General features: G+C 71.4%; 18 protein-coding genes. 8 read left to right on the top strand and 10 right to left on the bottom strand.

All coding sequences use genetic code 11. The features are described 5' to 3' along the window. Window positions 1-238: 238 nt before the first annotated feature. Window positions 239-3,292, bottom strand: coding sequence for a DEAD/DEAH box helicase (locus tag DDE18_RS17635; protein WP_116573553.1), 3,054 nt, complete (start codon window positions 3,290-3,292; stop codon window positions 239-241). A 186-nt stretch (window positions 3,293-3,478) separates the two neighbouring features. Between DDE18_RS17635 and DDE18_RS17630 the strand changes: the two genes are divergently transcribed. After that, entirely contained in the window at window positions 3,479-4,714 is a 1,236-nt protein-coding gene (locus DDE18_RS17630; protein WP_116573552.1) for a pyridoxal phosphate-dependent aminotransferase, read from the top strand. Window positions 4,715-4,736: 22 nt separating this feature from the next. On the opposite strand, the gene DDE18_RS17625 is transcribed toward DDE18_RS17630, so the two are convergent. Next, window positions 4,737-5,129, bottom strand: a complete 393-nt coding sequence (locus tag DDE18_RS17625; protein WP_133241258.1) for a hypothetical protein — start codon at window positions 5,127-5,129, stop codon at window positions 4,737-4,739. 175 nt (window positions 5,130-5,304) lie between these two features. Here DDE18_RS17625 and DDE18_RS17620 point away from each other — a divergent pair, with 175 nt between their 5' ends. Both DDE18_RS17620 and DDE18_RS17615 read left to right on the top strand, forming a co-directional pair. Beyond that, complete coding sequence (locus tag DDE18_RS17620) at window positions 5,305-6,027, top strand: glutamine amidotransferase (RefSeq protein ID WP_116573550.1); 723 nt, start codon at window positions 5,305-5,307, stop codon at window positions 6,025-6,027. Between the two features lie 35 nt (window positions 6,028-6,062). Further along, a complete protein-coding gene (locus DDE18_RS17615; RefSeq protein ID WP_116573549.1) occupies window positions 6,063-6,455 on the top strand; it encodes a DUF2237 family protein in 393 nt (130 codons plus the stop codon). 80 nt (window positions 6,456-6,535) lie between these two features. On the opposite strand, the gene DDE18_RS17610 is transcribed toward DDE18_RS17615, so the two are convergent. The 3 genes from DDE18_RS17610 to DDE18_RS17605 form a co-directional block, all read right to left on the bottom strand. Further along, window positions 6,536-7,567 carry an alkaline phosphatase PhoX gene (locus DDE18_RS17610; protein WP_211754615.1) on the bottom strand — a complete coding sequence of 344 codons (1,032 nt, stop codon included), beginning with the start codon at window positions 7,565-7,567 and terminating at the stop codon, window positions 6,536-6,538. A gap of 85 nt (window positions 7,568-7,652) precedes the next feature. Continuing rightward, complete coding sequence (locus DDE18_RS23435; RefSeq protein WP_211754614.1) at window positions 7,653-8,021, bottom strand: alkaline phosphatase PhoX; 369 nt, start codon at window positions 8,019-8,021, stop codon at window positions 7,653-7,655. Between the two features lie 79 nt (window positions 8,022-8,100). Then, window positions 8,101-8,478: a nuclear transport factor 2 family protein gene (locus DDE18_RS17605; protein WP_116573548.1), complete on the bottom strand. Its 378-nt coding sequence runs from the start codon at window positions 8,476-8,478 to the stop codon at window positions 8,101-8,103. A gap of 62 nt (window positions 8,479-8,540) precedes the next feature. On the opposite strand from DDE18_RS17605, the gene ppnP reads away from it, so the two are divergent. Next, window positions 8,541-8,849 (top strand): pyrimidine/purine nucleoside phosphorylase, encoded by a 309-nt coding sequence (ppnP, locus tag DDE18_RS17600; protein ID WP_116573547.1) that lies wholly within the window; start codon window positions 8,541-8,543, stop codon window positions 8,847-8,849. Between the two features lie 23 nt (window positions 8,850-8,872). On the opposite strand, the gene DDE18_RS17595 is transcribed toward ppnP, so the two are convergent. Further along, the gene (locus DDE18_RS17595) at window positions 8,873-9,319 is read right to left on the bottom strand and encodes a hypothetical protein (RefSeq protein WP_116573546.1); all 447 of its coding nucleotides are present in this window, start codon (window positions 9,317-9,319) and stop codon (window positions 8,873-8,875) included. Between the two features lie 259 nt (window positions 9,320-9,578). Here DDE18_RS17595 and DDE18_RS17590 point away from each other — a divergent pair, with 259 nt between their 5' ends. Both DDE18_RS17590 and DDE18_RS17585 read left to right on the top strand, forming a co-directional pair. Continuing rightward, window positions 9,579-11,015, top strand: coding sequence for an HNH endonuclease signature motif containing protein (locus tag DDE18_RS17590; RefSeq protein WP_211754613.1), 1,437 nt, complete (start codon window positions 9,579-9,581; stop codon window positions 11,013-11,015). 28 nt (window positions 11,016-11,043) lie between these two features. Continuing rightward, window positions 11,044-11,514: a GNAT family N-acetyltransferase gene (locus DDE18_RS17585; RefSeq protein WP_245916823.1), complete on the top strand. Its 471-nt coding sequence runs from the start codon at window positions 11,044-11,046 to the stop codon at window positions 11,512-11,514. Between the two features lie 100 nt (window positions 11,515-11,614). Here the strand turns inward: DDE18_RS17585 and DDE18_RS17580 are convergent, their stop codons facing one another. Continuing rightward, window positions 11,615-12,331 carry a YwaF family protein gene (locus DDE18_RS17580; protein ID WP_116573545.1) on the bottom strand — a complete coding sequence of 239 codons (717 nt, stop codon included), beginning with the start codon at window positions 12,329-12,331 and terminating at the stop codon, window positions 11,615-11,617. A 33-nt stretch (window positions 12,332-12,364) separates the two neighbouring features. On the opposite strand from DDE18_RS17580, the gene DDE18_RS17575 reads away from it, so the two are divergent. Next, entirely contained in the window at window positions 12,365-12,808 is a 444-nt protein-coding gene (locus DDE18_RS17575; RefSeq protein ID WP_116573544.1) for a winged helix-turn-helix domain-containing protein, read from the top strand. Between the two features lie 16 nt (window positions 12,809-12,824). Here DDE18_RS17575 and DDE18_RS17570 read toward each other — a convergent pair whose 3' ends face one another. Both DDE18_RS17570 and DDE18_RS17565 read right to left on the bottom strand, forming a co-directional pair. Further along, the gene (locus DDE18_RS17570; protein WP_116573543.1) at window positions 12,825-13,739 is read right to left on the bottom strand and encodes a matrixin family metalloprotease; all 915 of its coding nucleotides are present in this window, start codon (window positions 13,737-13,739) and stop codon (window positions 12,825-12,827) included. A 39-nt stretch (window positions 13,740-13,778) separates the two neighbouring features. Then, window positions 13,779-14,141 (bottom strand): hypothetical protein, encoded by a 363-nt coding sequence (locus tag DDE18_RS17565; RefSeq protein WP_116573542.1) that lies wholly within the window; start codon window positions 14,139-14,141, stop codon window positions 13,779-13,781. Between the two features lie 166 nt (window positions 14,142-14,307). Here DDE18_RS17565 and DDE18_RS17560 point away from each other — a divergent pair, with 166 nt between their 5' ends. After that, window positions 14,308-14,649, top strand: coding sequence for a hypothetical protein (locus DDE18_RS17560; RefSeq protein WP_116573541.1), 342 nt, complete (start codon window positions 14,308-14,310; stop codon window positions 14,647-14,649). Window positions 14,650-14,685: 36 nt separating this feature from the next. On the opposite strand, the gene DDE18_RS17555 is transcribed toward DDE18_RS17560, so the two are convergent. Continuing rightward, entirely contained in the window at window positions 14,686-15,267 is a 582-nt protein-coding gene (locus DDE18_RS17555) for a mismatch-specific DNA-glycosylase (RefSeq protein ID WP_116573540.1), read from the bottom strand. Window positions 15,268-15,269 lie beyond the last annotated feature (2 nt).

Raw genomic sequence — 15,269 nt, 5'->3', positions numbered from 1 at the left:
GGGCACTGCGGGGCGTCTCAAGAATCCAGCGCGGTCGACTCTCACCCGCTCATCGACACTTCGGATCAGCCACTTCCCGGACCCGCGACCACGACGCTACGCCCACGACCGCCCACCCGGAAGAGGGACCTCGAAACCACCGGTTGACAACAGAAGGGAGCCGGAGTGACGCTCGTTTCCCGGGGCGCCTTGGGTTAAGGACCCCGGGGCTGGCCGATCCGTACGTCTGTTGGCTGGATCAGCCGGCAGCCACGGTCGCGTCGGCGAAGAACTCCGCAGGCATCGGGTGATCCAACTGCCAGGTGATCGCGATCGGACGCTCGCCCACGTGCGAGACGCAGTGCGCCGGCCCGAGGAAGAGGTAGGGCGCGGTCCCGAACTCGTTGTCGGCCTCCTGACGCACGAAGAGCAGGACGTTGCTGCTCCCCAAGAGATATCGCTGCCCAGTGGGCGACGCCACGGTCGTCGTCGACTGGGACTCCCAGTGGAACAGCGTCGGGCTGATCGGGTAGTCGCGGTACATCGTTGTCGGCGAGTAGTCGGCCTCGGACTTCTTCAAGGTGATGAAGAAGATGTCGGTGTTCGTCTCCGCCGAATAGGCGACGCCCTGCATCACGCTGGTCGGCTTCCGCTCGAGACTCGCGTAGCCAAGCGCGGCGAGGATCTCCTCCCGCTGGTAGCGCGCGTGCACCATCAGTGGCACTCCAGTCAACGAGCCGGTGAGGGGGAGGGGCTCGTGTCGCGCCCGGTCGAAGGCCAGGTCGACCACGGCGCCTGCTTCGGCGCGTAGTGCGGGGTCGGCTGCCAAAGCTGTAAGGCCTGACTCGACCGAGCCATACCCGCCGCCGTCCGGCCACACGGAAAAGAAGAGCATCTCCGCGAGTCGGCGCTCTGACCCGCTCAGCGCATCGAAGTCAACATCAGGATCGGCCAGCAGTCGACCGTACGACGAGGCTCGAAGTGGGTCGTCGACGTGCGCGAATGCCCTGACCCGCTTGAGCAGAGCAGCCTCGGCGGGAGACCCGGGAGGAGTCGAAAGCCCGGCTTCGCGACGAAGAGACGTCCACGAGCGGCTGCCGCGACGCAAGATGTCGGCCAGCTCGAGACCGGACTCGGCGAGGAAGCTGCCCAGGTCGTGATCGCCGTACGAACGAAGTTCGGCGACGATCTGCGGCCAGCGCTGAGCCACCTGGCTGCGGATGTTGTCGAGGACGATCGACTGGGCCTGGCGATCCATGACGATCTGGCAGCCCGACGGCAGGAAAGGGAAGCCGCGCTCGATCTCGCGCATCAGGCCCTGCCGTGTCGCCCCGGTCAGGGCGCGGAGCTTCTGGTCGAAGCGGAACTCCTTGCGGTGGTGCCCGACGAAGTCGAGCACGGTGAGGACAGCTTTGTCGCGGGTGCGGCGGAGGCCGCGGCCGAGCTGCTGCAGGAAGATCGTGGCGCTTTCGGTGGGGCGAAGGAACAGGACGGTGTCGACGTCGGGCAGGTCTAGGCCTTCGTTGAACAGGTCGGCCGCGAACAGTGCGTTGATGCGGCGATCACGCAGGTCTCGAAGTGCCTGAGCACGATCCGTTGCGCTGGTCTGTCCGCTGACGGCACGCGCCGGGATGCCGGCCTCCACAAAGCACCGCGCCATGAACTCCGCATGCGCGACGCTGACGCAGAACCCCAGGGCGCGCATGGCGCCCGGCTCCAGGATCTTGTCGCGCAACTGGTTGAGCACGATCGCGGCGCGAGCCTTGTTGCCCGTGAAGAGCTGCTCGAGTTCGTGCTCGTCGTAGCGGCCACGCGACCAGGTCACATCGCGGAGGTCCGTGCCGTCCGAGACCACGAAGTAGTGGAAGGGACAGAGCAGATCCGCGCCGAGTGCGTCCCACAGGCGCAGCTCCGCGGCGATGCGGCCTCCGAAGAGGTCCATCACGTGCGTGCCGTCCGCGCGCTCCGGCGTGGCCGTCAGCCCCAAGAGCTCGCGCGGCGCCAGATGCTCCATGATCCGGCGGTACGTCGGGGCGGCGGCGTGGTGGAACTCGTCTATGACGACCACGTCGAACGCGTCCGGAGGGATGCGGTCGACGCCGTGACTGGTCAGGGACTGAACGCTGGCGAAGACATGACGCCAACGCTCAGGCCTCGCGCCGCCGACGTACAGCTCTCCGAAGTCGCCGTCCGCCAGCACCTCTCGGTAGGTGCGCACCGATTGCTCGAGGATCTCCTTGCGATGGGCGATGAACAGGAGGCTTGGGCGGTCGCCGTCCTTGCAGAGTCGGCGGTAGTCGAGGGCCGCGACGACGGTCTTACCGGTCCCGGTTGCAGCGACGACGAGGTTGCTATGCCGGTCGTGCAGTGTGCGCTCTGCCTGGATTGCTTCGAGCATCTCCTGCTGGTACGCGAAAGGGCGCACCTCGAGACCGGACAGGCTGATTGTGACGCGATCGTGCTGCGTGCGCCCGGCCGCCTCGTTGAGGGCGTCGTCGAGCCGATCCGCGTCGCGGTCCGGGTGGTAGGGCTCGAAGCACGAGTCATGCCAGTAGGTGTCGAAGGTGGCGCGGAACTTCTCAAGCAGCGTCGGAGTGGCGACCTTGGAGAGGCGGACATTCCACTCCACGCCGTCGAGCAGGGCTGCGCGTGACAGGTTGGAGGACCCGACGTACGCCGTGTCGAAGCCGGTGTAGCGGCGGAACATCCAGGCCTTGGCGTGGAGCCGAGTGCGCTGCGCGTCGTACTGAATCCGCACCTCCGCGCCGTACTCGCGAACGAGGCGGTCGAGAGCCCGGCGCTCGGTGGATCCCATATACGTGGTCGTGATGACGCGCAGCGGCTTGCCACGCTCGCGCAGACGAGCCAGCTCCGGCTCGAGGAGGCGAAGGCCGTACCAGCGCACGAAGGCGCAGAGCAGGTCGACTTCGTCCGAGGTATCGATCTCTGACTTGAGCTCTGCGCCGAGGGTCGGCTCGCCTCGGGTGTTCGTGAGGAGCGCGGCATCTGAAAGGGGTGTCGCTGGCCGTCTGGATTTCTGGCCTTGGATTGCGAGGAGCTGACGTGCGGGCTCAACGACCTGCTCGGGATGCTCACCCAGCCGGCTCACGAGGTCGTTGACCAAGGCCAGGCGGGACGCAGGGTCCTTGACGCTCTCGAGCTTGCGGGTGAGCGCAGCAGCGACATGGCGCGCAAGCACGTGCGGCTGGTCTGCGGGGTCGACCTTCTCGATCGTTGTCGCCACCGCGTCCAGGGTCTCGAGGTCCTGGGACAGCGCGGTCGTGAGGAGCGACTCGTAGAGGCCTTGATGCACGACGGCAGCTTGGCATGGGGTGATGACAAACGAGGGAGAACCGGCGACAGTCGTCGGCGTCCTGTCTCAAGTGTTCACCGTGTCCACCGCCTAGCAGAGTGAGTGGTTTCGAGGCTCGCTGCGCTCGCACCTCAACCACCGAATCGCAGCCATGCGGGGTAGAGCGCCGCTCCGTAGGCTGAAGGCATGCCCGTGTCGCCGACCCTCGCCATCAGCCAGGAGATCGCCCGCCGCCGTGCGGCGGGGCTGGACACGGTCGCGCTGGGGTTCGGCGAGGCCAGCATCCCGGTGCACCCGGAGCTCGTCCGACGGCTGGCCCAGAGCGCCCACCGGGGCGACTACGGGCCCGTGGCCGGAGCGCCCGAGCTCCTCGAGGCCGTCGCCGGCTACTGGACCCGCCGCGGCGTCGCCACCACCGCGGCCGAGGTCGTCTGCGGCCCGGGCTCCAAGCCGCTGCTCTACGCGCTGTTCCAGGCACTCGGTGGCCCGGTGCTGCTGCCGCGCCCTTGCTGGGTCAGCTATGCCGCGCAGGCCGCGCTGCTCGGACACGAGGCGCTGCTGGTGCCCACTCTGCCGGGGCACGGCGGCGTACCCGACCCCGAGCGCCTGAGCGCCGAGGCCGCCCGGCTCCGCGCGGAGGGCCGCCCCGCCACGACCGTGCTCGTCACGCTGCCCGACAACCCCACCGGCACCGTCGCGGCGCCCGACGTCATCAGCGAGCTGTGTGCGGTCGCGGAGGAGCACGACCTCGCGATCATCTCCGACGAGATCTACCTCGACCTCGTGCACGGCGACACCGAGGTGCTAACGCCCGCCGAGGTGCTGGCCGACCGCACCATCACCACCACCGGGCTGAGCAAGAGCCTCGCGCTCGGCGGCTGGCGCATCGGCGCGGCGCGCATCCCCGAGCGCCACGAGGCCGTACGCCGGCAGGTCACGGTCGCCGCGAGCGAGATCTGGTCGGCTCCGGCCCAGCCGGTGCAGCAGGTCGCAGCCTGGGCCTTCACCGAGCCCCCGGAGCTCGCGCCACACGTCGAAGCGAGCCGCGCGTTGCACGGCCGGATCGCCCGGACGGTCGCCGGGATCTTCACCGCGGCCGGTGCCGAGGTCGCGCCGCCGACCGCGGGGTTCTACCTCTATCCCGACTTCGCCGGCAGGCGTGACGAGCTCGCGGCCAGTGGGATCGGGACCAGTGCGGACCTGGCGCGGGTCCTCCTCGACCAGCACGGCGTGGCGACCCTCCCCGGGGTCGCCTTCGGAGACCTTCCCGAGCGGCTGGCTCTGCGCGTGGCCCCCCCGATGCTCTACGGCCGCGACGACGACCAGCGCTGGCAGGCCCTGGCGAGCAAGACGCCGGAGGAGCTCCCGTGGATCGCCGACAGCCTGGCCGTGCTGCGCGAGGCGCTGTCCCGCCTCGTGTGACGTCACGGCGGACGGTCGGCCGTCAGGGTCGCGGCAGCCTGCCGTTGAGCGTGTCCAGCCAGGAGCGGATGGTCGGCAGCGCGTCGTCGCCGTACGCCGTGTCGACGCCGAGGTAGCGCAGCCCGACCGTAATCAAAGCGACCACGGCGAGCATCAGCCCGGCCGGCGTGAGCGCGGTGCCGGCGAGGTCGGGCCGGCTGGTCCGGATCAGGCCCACGAGCCCGAGCAGGATGGCGGCGGCACCGGTCACCAGGGCGACCGCGTGCATCACCGAGAAGGGGGCGGAGGCCGCAGCGACCAGGCCCAGAAGGAAGGATGTCTCGGCCGCGGCCGAGGTGTGCGCGTGGGGATCGGGCGAGCCCTCCAACAGCGCGTCGAGGCCCCCATCTCCCGGCGGAGCCCCGTACGTCGTCATGCCTCAAATTCTAGGTGGCCACCCAAGCGAGAACACGTCCGAAATCGGTGACTTCTGTGCACCGGAGCCGCCCACCCGGACAAGGTCGGCATGCCGTCGGTTCGATTGTGATGGCTCCGGGAGTCGAGGCCTGAGACGGCGCCCAACAGCCGGTCGGCGGGGAGACGATGGCCCGGTGAAGCCGTTCCTCATGCTCGCCACCCGCGCCGAAGACCAGGCCGCAGACGACGAGTACGACGCGATGCTCCGGTGGACGGGGCTCGACGAGGGGTCGCTGCAGCGGGTGCGCCTGGAGTCGGCTCCGATGCCGGCCCTCGACCTCGCGTCGTACTCCGGCGTGATCCTCGGCGGCGGACCTTTCGACGCGAGCGCGCCGACCAAGTCCGCCGTGCAGCTGCGGGTGGAGGCCGAGCTGCGGACGCTGCTCGACACGCTCGTCGAGCGCGACTTCCCGTTCCTCGGCGCGTGCTACGGCGTCGGGACGCTGGGCGTTCACCAGGGCGTGATCGTGGACAAGACGTACGGCGAGCCGATCGGCGTCGTGCCGGTCACCCTGACCGAGGCGGGCCGGGAGGACCCCGTCCTGGCGGGGATGCCCGCGACCTTCGACGCCTTCGTCGGGCACAAGGAGGCCTGCCGCGACGTGCCGCCCGGCGCGGTGCTGCTGGCGTCGTCCCCCGCGTGCCCGGTGCAGATGTTCCGGGTCAGGACGAACCTGTATGCCACCCAGTTCCACCCCGAGCTCGACGTCGACGGCATCGTCACGAGGATCAAGGTCTACCAGCACTACGGCTATTACCCGCCGGAGACGATGGACGAGATCATCAGCCGGGTCAGCCAGGAGCTGGTCACCTGGCCGCCGCGGATCCTCACGAACTTCGTCGCGCGGTATGCGTGAGTCGGGCGCGAGCGCCGGGCAATAGGCTGGCTGGCATGACCGAGCGCAACGTCCTGGGCGGGCCGCTGGAGCCGTGCGGGGTCGACCCGGTGACCGGCTTCTACCGCGACGGCACCTGCACGTGCGGCCCGGAGGACGTGGGGCTGCACGCGGTGTGCGCGGTCATGACGGAGGAGTTCCTCGAGCACCAGCAGGCCGTCGGCAACGACCTGTCGACCCCGCGACCGGAGTGGAGCTTCCCCGGGCTGCAGCCGGGTGACCGCTGGTGTGTCGTCGCTGCCCGGTGGCTGCAGGCACTGGAGGACGGCGCCGCCGCGCCCGTCGTACTCGCGTCGACCAACGAGCGGGCGCTCGAAGTGATCCCGCTCGAGGCGCTGCGCAGGCATTCGGTGGACGTGCCGGACGACCCGGGGACGCTGGCGGACTGAGGGTCTCGATACGCCTCCCTCGTTCCTCGGTCGGCTACTCGACCACCGACCGCGACCGTCCCTCCTCGACCAGCGACAGGTCAGACGCCGATCCTGTGCCAGGGCCCCCAGATCGCGAAGGTGATGCCTTGGCGGGCCTGGATGTTGACGAATAGCGTCTCGCCGCCAGGGCTGAACGCCGTCCCGGCGAACTCCTCGCCGAAGCGGGGCTCGCCCGAGGCGCTGAGGAGGCGGTTGAGGGCGATGTCCCAGAGCTTGCCGTTTTTCGATAGGCCACGGAGGTAGTTGTCGCCCGAGCTGTCCTCGCACAGCACCAGCGTGCCGTCATTGGACGTCGTGATGTTGTCGGGCATGTCCAGCACCTCGGCGCCCGAGGATTGGAAGACACAGCGGAGCTCCTGTGCCTCGGTGTCGTAGGCCCATACCTGGCCGGAGCCGGCACCGAAGCCGTCCGGGTCGGTCGTGTCAGGCGTGAACGCCTCGGCCGGGCCGCCGCCCTGGGTGGACGTGAAGTAGACGACGCCGTCGCGGGAGACCTGACCCTCGAGTCGGGCGAACAAGGCCGCGCCCTGCTGCCAGCCCTGGCGCGCGACGTACGTGATCGCAGTGTCGTTGCTCGTCGGTGCGGTCTCCCCGGGCGTGTAGGGGAAGTCGGGAGCCGGGTCGGCGATCGGCACCCACTCCACGCCGTACGTCGCCTTGCGCTCCTGCTCCGCCTCGAGATGGGCGTTGTCGACGCCGACGACCTTGAGCATCTCGAGCGTGCCGCCGTCCTCGAGGTGGCCGACGACCATCGGGTCGGTCGGGGGCTTGTAGCGGTAGAAGCCGGAGGGGAAGCCGAAGTCGTCCTCGGTGAGGTAGAGGTAGCCGCTGACCGGGTCGTAGGAGACGGCCTCGTGGGCGAAGCGGCCGGCCGAGCGGATCGGCTCACGGCTGCCCTGGCCCTCGCCGGGGAACACACTGGCCGGCACCTCGAAGATGAAGCCGTGCGGCTTGGTGAGCGGGATGTTGGACGTGCGGGTGAAGTCCGGGCCGACGTCGGGGCCGTTGACCGTCTCCTCGCAGGTGACCCACGATCCCCACGGCATCTGGCCGCCGGAGCAGTTCATCATCGTGCCGTTGAGGCTGGTGAAGGAGCGGATGACCTGGCCCTCCAGGGTGACCTGGACGGTGGTCGTGCCGCCGCCGGCACGGGAGTCATAGGGGGTACCGGTGCCGAACGCCGCGGGTGACGGGGTTGTTGATCTCGTGGTTGCGCACCAGTACGACCGTGCTGCCAGGCCCGGGGAACGCGCCCATGCCGTCGTGCCGGCCGGGCAACAGCGTGCCGTCGGTGAGGAACACCGGGGTCTCGGTGTCGTGGAAGGAGCGGTAGCTGAAGCCCTTCGGCACGTGCAGCCGCACGATGCCGTCACGCTCGTCCGGCACCTCGAACAGGCGCGTGCGCCGGGGGTGGGGCGCGGCTCCGGCCGGACTCGCCACGAGGCCCGCGAAGGGCCCGGCCATCGAGGCGGCGGCGGCGGTCTTGAGGATCGTGCGGCGCTCTACTGCCTGGTCTGTAGACATTCCTTTCTTCCCTCCCGATTCCGACTGATCCTTCGGACGATAGGCGTCGGGGGGTGGGGTGTAAACGGGTGCGGCGAGGTCACGCCGACGGCGTCGGGCGGGTGCCCGGCGGGGCCTCCTGGTCGACGTCGGTCCAGACCTCCGTCATGTCCGCGACCAGGCCGTCGCGCAGCGTGACGAAGGTGGCCACCTCGAAGTGCTGGAGCTGCTCGTCGACGTACGCCGTGACGTGGGCGCGGCCGGCTGCCCGGTCGTCGGACCCCACGCAGTCCTCCAGCACGAAGTGGTCGAAGCCGGGGTAGTCGGCGTTGAGGCGCACCCAGGAGTCGCGGTCGAAGGTCTCGCCGGTGTGCACGTAGCGACAGGTGAAGTCGTCGTGCAGCAGCGCCCGCAGCCCGACCCAGTCCTGGGTGTCGATGACCGTCGCGAGCTGGGTCAGCATCGTGGCAGCGTCCATGTCGGCACTCTGGCACGGCGTACCGACAACCGGGCGTGGGGCGGGCGGCTACGCTCCCGCGCGTGACCTACGAGAACGTGACCCTCGACCCCCGGGCCAACATCTACTTCGACGGTACCTGCGTCAGCCACACCTTCTACCTGGCCGACGGCACCAGGAAGTCGGCCGGTGTCATCTTCCCGTCCTCGCTGGTCTTCACCACCGGCGCGCCCGAGGTCATGGAGCTCAACGCCGGCCGCTGCCGGGTGCGGCTCGCGGGGTCGGAGGAGTGGATGGAGTACGCCGCGGGGGAGTCGTTCGAGGTGCCCGGCTCATCGTCGTTCGACATCGAGACGGTCGAGACGCTGGGATACGTCTGCCACTACGGCTGACTCCTCCAGCACCGAGCTGCGGCTCAGGCGCTGGCGATCTCGTCGTCGGTGGCGAAGACCCGGAGCTCATGGTCGTTGGCCAGGTGGACCGGGTGGCTTCGTACGCCGGCGTCTGCGGCCGCCTTCGCGAGCCCCGCGGCCCAGGCCCGGTCGGATGCGATGAGGCCCGGCCGCCCGGGCCTCGCCCAGAGGAACGCGACGCTGCCGTCGGGGACCAGATCGGTCAGCAGCTGGTCGCAGATCGCCATCAGGTTGGCGAGCATCTCGGTGTCGGGGAGCTCGGGCACGTCGGTGACCTGCTGGACAACCGGCGTGCACCGACCATCGGCGTCGAAGAACTGGAACCACAGCTGCCGTTGGCCGAAGCCGAGCTCGCCCATCATCGCGCGCCAGTGTCGGTGGAGGTCTGCCTGCGTGCGCACGGCGGGCATGTCCTCGGGCCGGCGCAGGGGAGGGATGTCGTGGGTCATGGGCTCACGATGGCGCGGATCGCCTCGCGTCCGCTGGGCTCATCCACATGATTGGCGTTGCCCGGCCAGTTGATGTCCACAGGCGCGCTGCGGGGCGGGTCGTCCACAGGCACGGCGCCGGTTCGGCGGTGGTGTCGGCGGGCGGCGATGGAGTGGTCCCAGCCCTCCCATCCCCGAGGTCCCGGCCTCACCGACACCAAGACCACCTTTCACACACCGGTTCTTGCTAGCGAACACCTCTTCGAATAGAATGGACGCCATGCATCCCGACACCCAGCTCCAGACCCTCAGCGAGGCCACCACCGGCCTCGCCGCGGTGTCGTGGGCCGAGGTGCCCGCCGGGGAGCTGCCGGCCGCGATGGTGCTGCTGGAGCAGGCCCAACGCCGGCTGGACTCGGTCCGGCTGGCGGTGGCCGAGCAGCTGGAGGCCACCGACGCCGCCGCCGCGCACGGCTGGGCGTCGGCCAAGGACTTCCTGACCCACGTCGCCGGCGGCCGGAAGGGCCATGGGGGTGGGCTGCTGCGGCTCGCCGGCCGGCTCCGGGCGCTGGAGCCGACCAGGACCGCGCTCGCGGCGGGGGTGATCTCCCAGGCCCAGGCCCGGGTGATCGCGACCTGCGCGTCGCATCTGCCCCGCGAGGGGCAGTGGCGGGAGCGGGCCGAGGCGCTGCTGCTGGACCGGGCCGCGACGCTGGATGCCTCCGACCTCGAGCTCGGCTTCGCCGACGTGGTCGCCGAGCTCGACCCCGACGGCACCCTGCTCGGCGACCCCGAGCACACCGCCGGCCAGGAGCGCGCCGCGCACCAGGCGCGGTTCCTGGCCTTCAGCCCCGACGAGGTGGGCGGGGTCCGGATCCGTGGCTACGCCAGCGTGGAGGAGTCCGAGCTGGTCAAGGCCGCGCTGCTGCCGCTGACCCGGCCGGTCCCGGCCGTTCCGGGCGCGTGCGGGGGCCGGCCCCGGCCCGACGGCGTGCCCGGGGCGCGGCCGGTGCCGTGCCCGGACCCGGGGTGTGCCCACGACGGCCGCGACCCCCGCGAGTTCGGGGCCCGGCTCTGGGACGCCCTGGTCGCCACCTGCCGGCACGCCCAGGCCCACCCGGCCGCGCCGGGAAGCCACGGCGCGCCCGCCCGACTCATCGTCACCACCACCCTGGACGAGCTCCGCACCGGCCTGGACACCGCCGCCGCCGGGCTCGCGACCCGCTCCGGACGGGACCCGGCCGGCGGGCAACCGGGGCGTGACCTGGCCGGCCGGCTCGCCGACCGGCAGCGGCTCTCGGTGGCCGCGACCCGGCGGCTGGCCTGTGACGCCGAGGTGATCCCGATGGTGCTCGGTGCCCACGGCGAGATCCTCGACGTCGGCCGGACCCAACGGCTGGTCACCACCGCGATCTGGCTCGCGCTGGTCGCCCGCGACCAGCACTGCGCCTTCCCCGGCTGCCGCCGCACCCCGCAGGCCTGCGACGCCCACCACCTCGTGCACTGGGCCGACGGCGGCGCCACCAGCCTGGACAACCTGGCCCTGCTCTGCCGTCGGCACCACACCCTGACCCACCACAGCGCCTGGACCATCCACCTCGACCCAATCACCCGCAGGCCGGTGTGGAGACCACCCCCGCGCGTCGACGACACCGGCCGCTACACCCGGCTGGTCGGACCACCCCTGCCACACGCCAGCCCACCCCACGCCGCCTGAGAGCCGCCCCCTCCGGAAGGATGGGCGCGTGCAGATCGACCTCGACGACCCCCTGCGTGCGGATGTGATCGCGCTCCTCGAGGAGCACCTGGCGGACATGTATGCCACGTCGCCGCCCGAGAGCGTGCACGCGCTCGACCCCGTGTCGCTGGCTGGCCTCTCGTTCTGGACGCTGCGGCGGGACGGCGTGCTGCTGGGCTGCGCGGCGTTGAAGCAGCTGGAGCCGGGGCACGGGGAGGTCAAGTCGATGCGTACGACGACGGCGGCCCGCCGGCAGGGCGTCGCGGCGGCGCTGCTCGACCACGTGCTGGCTGAGGCGCGGGCGCGCGGCTGGGCGCGGGTCAGCCTGGAGACCGGGACACAGGACTTCTTCGCGCCCGCGCGGTCGCTCTACGCATCCCGAGGGTTCGTGGAGTGCGGGCCGTTCGGTGGGTATGCGCTCGACCCGCACTGCGTGTTCATGACGCTGGAGCTGCAGGCGCAGCAGGTGGTTTCGTGACGGGACTGCGTCCCTCCTCAACCAACGGGAAGTCTCGACTTCGCTCGACCGGCGGGGTGGGTCTCGACTTCGCTCGACCAGCGGGGTGGAACCTCGTCCCTCATCGCCCAGCGGTGCCGACGCGCTCTCGCTCGACCGGCCGGACCCGACGCTCCCACGGCCAGGTCAGCAGCGCCCAGACGGCCAGGATGATGACGACCTCTGCGGCGACGTACCAGGGCCACGGGCCGAGGAGGTCGAGGACCGACGGCTTGGACGGCTTCGCGTTGAGGTAGCCGTAGTTGGTGCCGGCCGCGACGTTCAAGCAGAAGACGGCGACGGCCCACACGGCGGTGGTGACGACGGCGAACCGGTAGCCACGCCAGCTCGGCCGGACGTGGCGCCCCCAGGTGAGGTGCACCGCGGCCCAGATGGTGCCGATGTGCATCGCCCAGAAGAGCAGGAACACCGGGTCGGGGAACGGCGTTGCCAGGTCGGGCGTGATCACCGCCTGGCTGGTCAGGGTGATGCCCCAGTAGTAGGTGAGCGCGGTAGCCCACCAGCGATGGGTCCACAGCGCGTAGACCGCGGCCAGGGACGCCAGGTCGCAGAGCTGGACCGGCAGGGTGGTCTGGGGGTTCCAGTAGCCGGCGGTGAAGTAGAGGGCCTGCAGGGGCAGCGTCGTCGCGAGGATTGCGATCGCGAGGGCCTTGCCCAGGCGGTCACCGGGGTCGTCGAGCCGTCGGGCGGCGACGAGGAGCGCCACGATGCCGAGCGCCATCACCGCGACCGCACCCAGGTGCGACGTGTCGTAGGGGGTGAACTCGTCCGCGCTCACGGGTCCATCATGGCGCGGGATACGGTGGCCCCGATGAGCGGCGACTACTGCGACCTGTGCGACCTACCCCTGTCCACCTGCGTGCACGGCATGCCCGCGCCGCCACCGCCCGCACCCAAGGCTGCTCCGGTGCGTGCTCCGCGCGCGCCTCGCGCCGCGGCCGCCAAGCCCAGCACGCCCGTGCGCCGCGCCCCGCGCCGCTGGCAGCCGCCCGAGGTGCTGCGTCCGCACATCGTGCAGGTGCTGCAGGCGGCCGGGGGCGAGCTCGACCAGGACGACGTGTTCGCGGCCCTCGAGGCCCGGCTCGACGGCGTACTCCTCGAGGGCGACCGCCAGCTGACGCCCGAGGGGGAGCTGCGGTGGAGGTACGCCGCGCGGCGGGCGCGCCAGGCGCTCGTCTCGGACGGGTTGATGACCCGGGGGCAGCCCGGCGTGTGGCAGCTGACGCCCGAGGGGCTCGACGCGCCGGCGGAGTGAGCCAGACCGGACTACGTCACCGGCAGGGGAGCGAGCCGAGGCGGGCGAGCCCCTCGAGGTCGCCCTCGCCGTACGTCGTGCGGCCGAGGTTGGTCGCGTGCATGAGCTCGGCGGGGCTGTCGACGTGGTCGAGGCCGACGACGTGTCCGAGCTCGTGGTCGACGATGGCCTGCAGCTCGGCGGGGTGCGCGTCGTCGGTGAAGATGTCGACGTCGAGGGCGATCGAGCCGGTGGTGAAGTAGGTGCGCCCCGGGCCGGCGCCGCCGCCGGTGAAGGCGACGCTGCCGCCGATGCCCGCCACGTCGTCGGCGAGGCCGGGGAACTCGCTCGCGTCGCCGAAGCCGATGACCACCGGCTGGTCCTTCGCTGCGATGAAGTCGTGCTGCAGGTCGTTGAAGGGCCGCAGCTCGGTCTCCCCGACGTACTGGAAGTCGAGGCCGGTCGCCCACTCGGTGTGCTCGATGCCCGTCTCGATCAGCTCCGACCAGCCGTCGGGGGCGCCGGCGGGGTTCACGGCGTACTCGATCGGCGTGCACGGGTCGTAGCCCACCGGCTCGCCGTCGGCCGAGCCCGCCCGGCCGCTCTGGGTGCGCAGGAACCTGAACTCGCCCTGGCCGGGCGTGAACTCGGGCGGGTTGGCATAGATCTCCGGCGCGATCCCGAGCATCCGGGCGACCGTCATCAGGTCGCCGCCGGGGCGCAGCGCCAGCAGGCCGGCGAGCACGACGCCGACGACGACCAGGCCGACGAGGACCGGGCTGGAGCCGGCCCCTCGCGGGCGGGCCTCGGGCGTGGTCAGGCCGGGTCCGGTCGTGCCGGGCATGGCACCGAGCCCGTGCTCGCGGTCGAGGCGGTCGAGCTCACGCATCGCCTCCTCCAGCTCGCGGGCGCGGCGGAGCCGCTCGCGTTCGGAGGGCGGCGGCTCGGTCACCCTGCGATTATCCGTGCGGGCGCCAAGGCGTGCCGGGGTTCAGCGGTTGACGAGCCAGATGCCGATCACGGTCGGCAGCAGCCCGAGGGCGAGCCACGGGGTGAACGGGCTCCTCTTGTGGATCACGAAGCCCATCGCGATCGCGATCACCCCGAAGGCGCCGGCGATCACGCACAGGCCGATCTCGGCGCCGGGTCGCGGGTCGTCCAGGAACAGCGCGGCGATCACGAGCCCGGCGGCCAGGTGGAAGAGCGTCGTCACCACCAGCGCCGACATCACCCAGCGCTGCACCCGGGACAGGCTCTTCATCTCGCGGTCGAAGTCACGTGGCTGCCGGGGGGCGTCGGGGTCCATCAGGTGCCGCGGGCGGCGGGGCCTCGGTTGCCCTTGAGGATCGGTCATGACTCGCCTTCGTCGCGACGTACTGGCCTGGCCGCCAGACGCTCTGGCACCGCCATTATCGGCCGCGTTCCCTCACCCACCGACGGCGGGGGCGCGCTGGCACCGCTCGTCCACAGGCCGCGCGGAAGGGGGTTGGAGTACGCCGCGGCGCGGGAATGGTCCGTCCATGCACCACCACCTGCGGATCACCCCGACGCTCGAGCCCGACGACGCGGCGTACCTCCTGGCCGCCGTCGCCGAGGTCCGCTGGCCGGGCCGCCCCGCGGCACCCTGCCCGTGGCGGCCGTGCGAGGAGGGGTGCTGCCTCGCGCTGGTGCCCGGCGCGGGGTCGGCCCAGCTGCCCGGCGTGGCGGCGCAGTGGCTGCGGTTCCTGGTGGCGACCTACCTGCGGCCGCGGCACCGGCTCGACGGGACCCTCGAGCTGGCGACAGCCCACGGGCTGCAGCGGTCGCTGCTCATCGTCGAGGACGGCGAGGTCTTCGAGGGCGTGGTCGACCGGGCCGGGTGAGGTGGTTTCGAGGCTCGTCGCTGCGCTCCTCGCACCTCAACCACCGACAGGGCCGAGCACGCCGGCGGCGCGGGCCGGCTCGGCGTACGCCGCGGCGAGGGTCTCGATCGTGTGGTGCGCGTTGAGGCCGCTCGGGTTGGGCACCACCCAGAGCTCGGACCCGGCGAGCCCGGCGGGCTGGCGGCCGGCGGTGGCGGTGCGCAGGCCGAAGGCCTGGCGGTAGGCGGTGATGCCGGCGACCGCGACCACGCGGGGTCGAGTGCGCTCGACGAGGGCGGTCAGGGCCAGGCCACCCTCGCGGAGCTCGGCGGGCGTGAGCTCGTCGGCCCGGGCGGTGGCGCGGTGGACGAGGTTGGTGATGCCGATGCCGCGGGCGATCAGGTGGGCGCGGTCGTCGTCGGTCATGCCGGCGGCCGGGTCGATGCGGCGCTCGATGATGCCGGCGCGCAGGAGGGCGGGGTAGAACCGGTTGGCCGGGTGTGCGAAGTGGGTCTGCGTCGCGGCGGTCCACAGGCCGGGGTTGATGCCCACGAAGAGCAGGCGCAGTCCCGGGCCCAGCAGGTCGGGCACGACCGCGTCGCGGAACGCTTCCAGCTCCGCCCGGGTGAAGCGGGCCATCT

The organism is Nocardioides gansuensis, assembly GCF_003076135.1.
GTDB classification, from domain to species: Bacteria; Actinomycetota; Actinomycetes; order Propionibacteriales; family Nocardioidaceae; genus Nocardioides; species Nocardioides gansuensis.
The sequence above is the reverse complement of the archived record's forward strand: the minus strand, read 5'-3'. Positions and strand labels throughout refer to the sequence as shown.

Bases quoted from the DNA above. Each gene is read 5' to 3' on its own strand.
- DDE18_RS23435 (WP_211754614.1), bottom strand. From the start codon at position 8,021: ATGTCTACAGACCAGGCAGTAGAGCGCCGCACGATCCTCAAGACCGCC.
- DDE18_RS17575 (WP_116573544.1), top strand. From the start codon at position 12,365: ATGAGCGGCGACTACTGCGACCTGTGCGACCTACCCCTGTCCACCTGC.
- DDE18_RS17605 (WP_116573548.1), bottom strand. From the start codon at position 8,478: ATGGACGCTGCCACGATGCTGACCCAGCTCGCGACGGTCATCGACACC.
- DDE18_RS17610 (WP_211754615.1), bottom strand. From the start codon at position 7,567: ATGATGAACTGCTCCGGCGGCCAGATGCCGTGGGGATCGTGGGTCACC.
- DDE18_RS17555 (WP_116573540.1), bottom strand. From the start codon at position 15,267: ATGGCCCGCTTCACCCGGGCGGAGCTGGAAGCGTTCCGCGACGCGGTC.
- DDE18_RS17560 (WP_116573541.1), top strand. From the start codon at position 14,308: ATGCACCACCACCTGCGGATCACCCCGACGCTCGAGCCCGACGACGCG.
- DDE18_RS17625 (WP_133241258.1), bottom strand. From the start codon at position 5,129: ATGACGACGTACGGGGCTCCGCCGGGAGATGGGGGCCTCGACGCGCTG.
- DDE18_RS17595 (WP_116573546.1), bottom strand. From the start codon at position 9,319: ATGACCCACGACATCCCTCCCCTGCGCCGGCCCGAGGACATGCCCGCC.
- DDE18_RS17615 (WP_116573549.1), top strand. From the start codon at position 6,063: ATGACCGAGCGCAACGTCCTGGGCGGGCCGCTGGAGCCGTGCGGGGTC.
- DDE18_RS17630 (WP_116573552.1), top strand. From the start codon at position 3,479: ATGCCCGTGTCGCCGACCCTCGCCATCAGCCAGGAGATCGCCCGCCGC.
- DDE18_RS17565 (WP_116573542.1), bottom strand. From the start codon at position 14,141: ATGACCGATCCTCAAGGGCAACCGAGGCCCCGCCGCCCGCGGCACCTG.
- DDE18_RS17590 (WP_211754613.1), top strand. From the start codon at position 9,579: ATGCATCCCGACACCCAGCTCCAGACCCTCAGCGAGGCCACCACCGGC.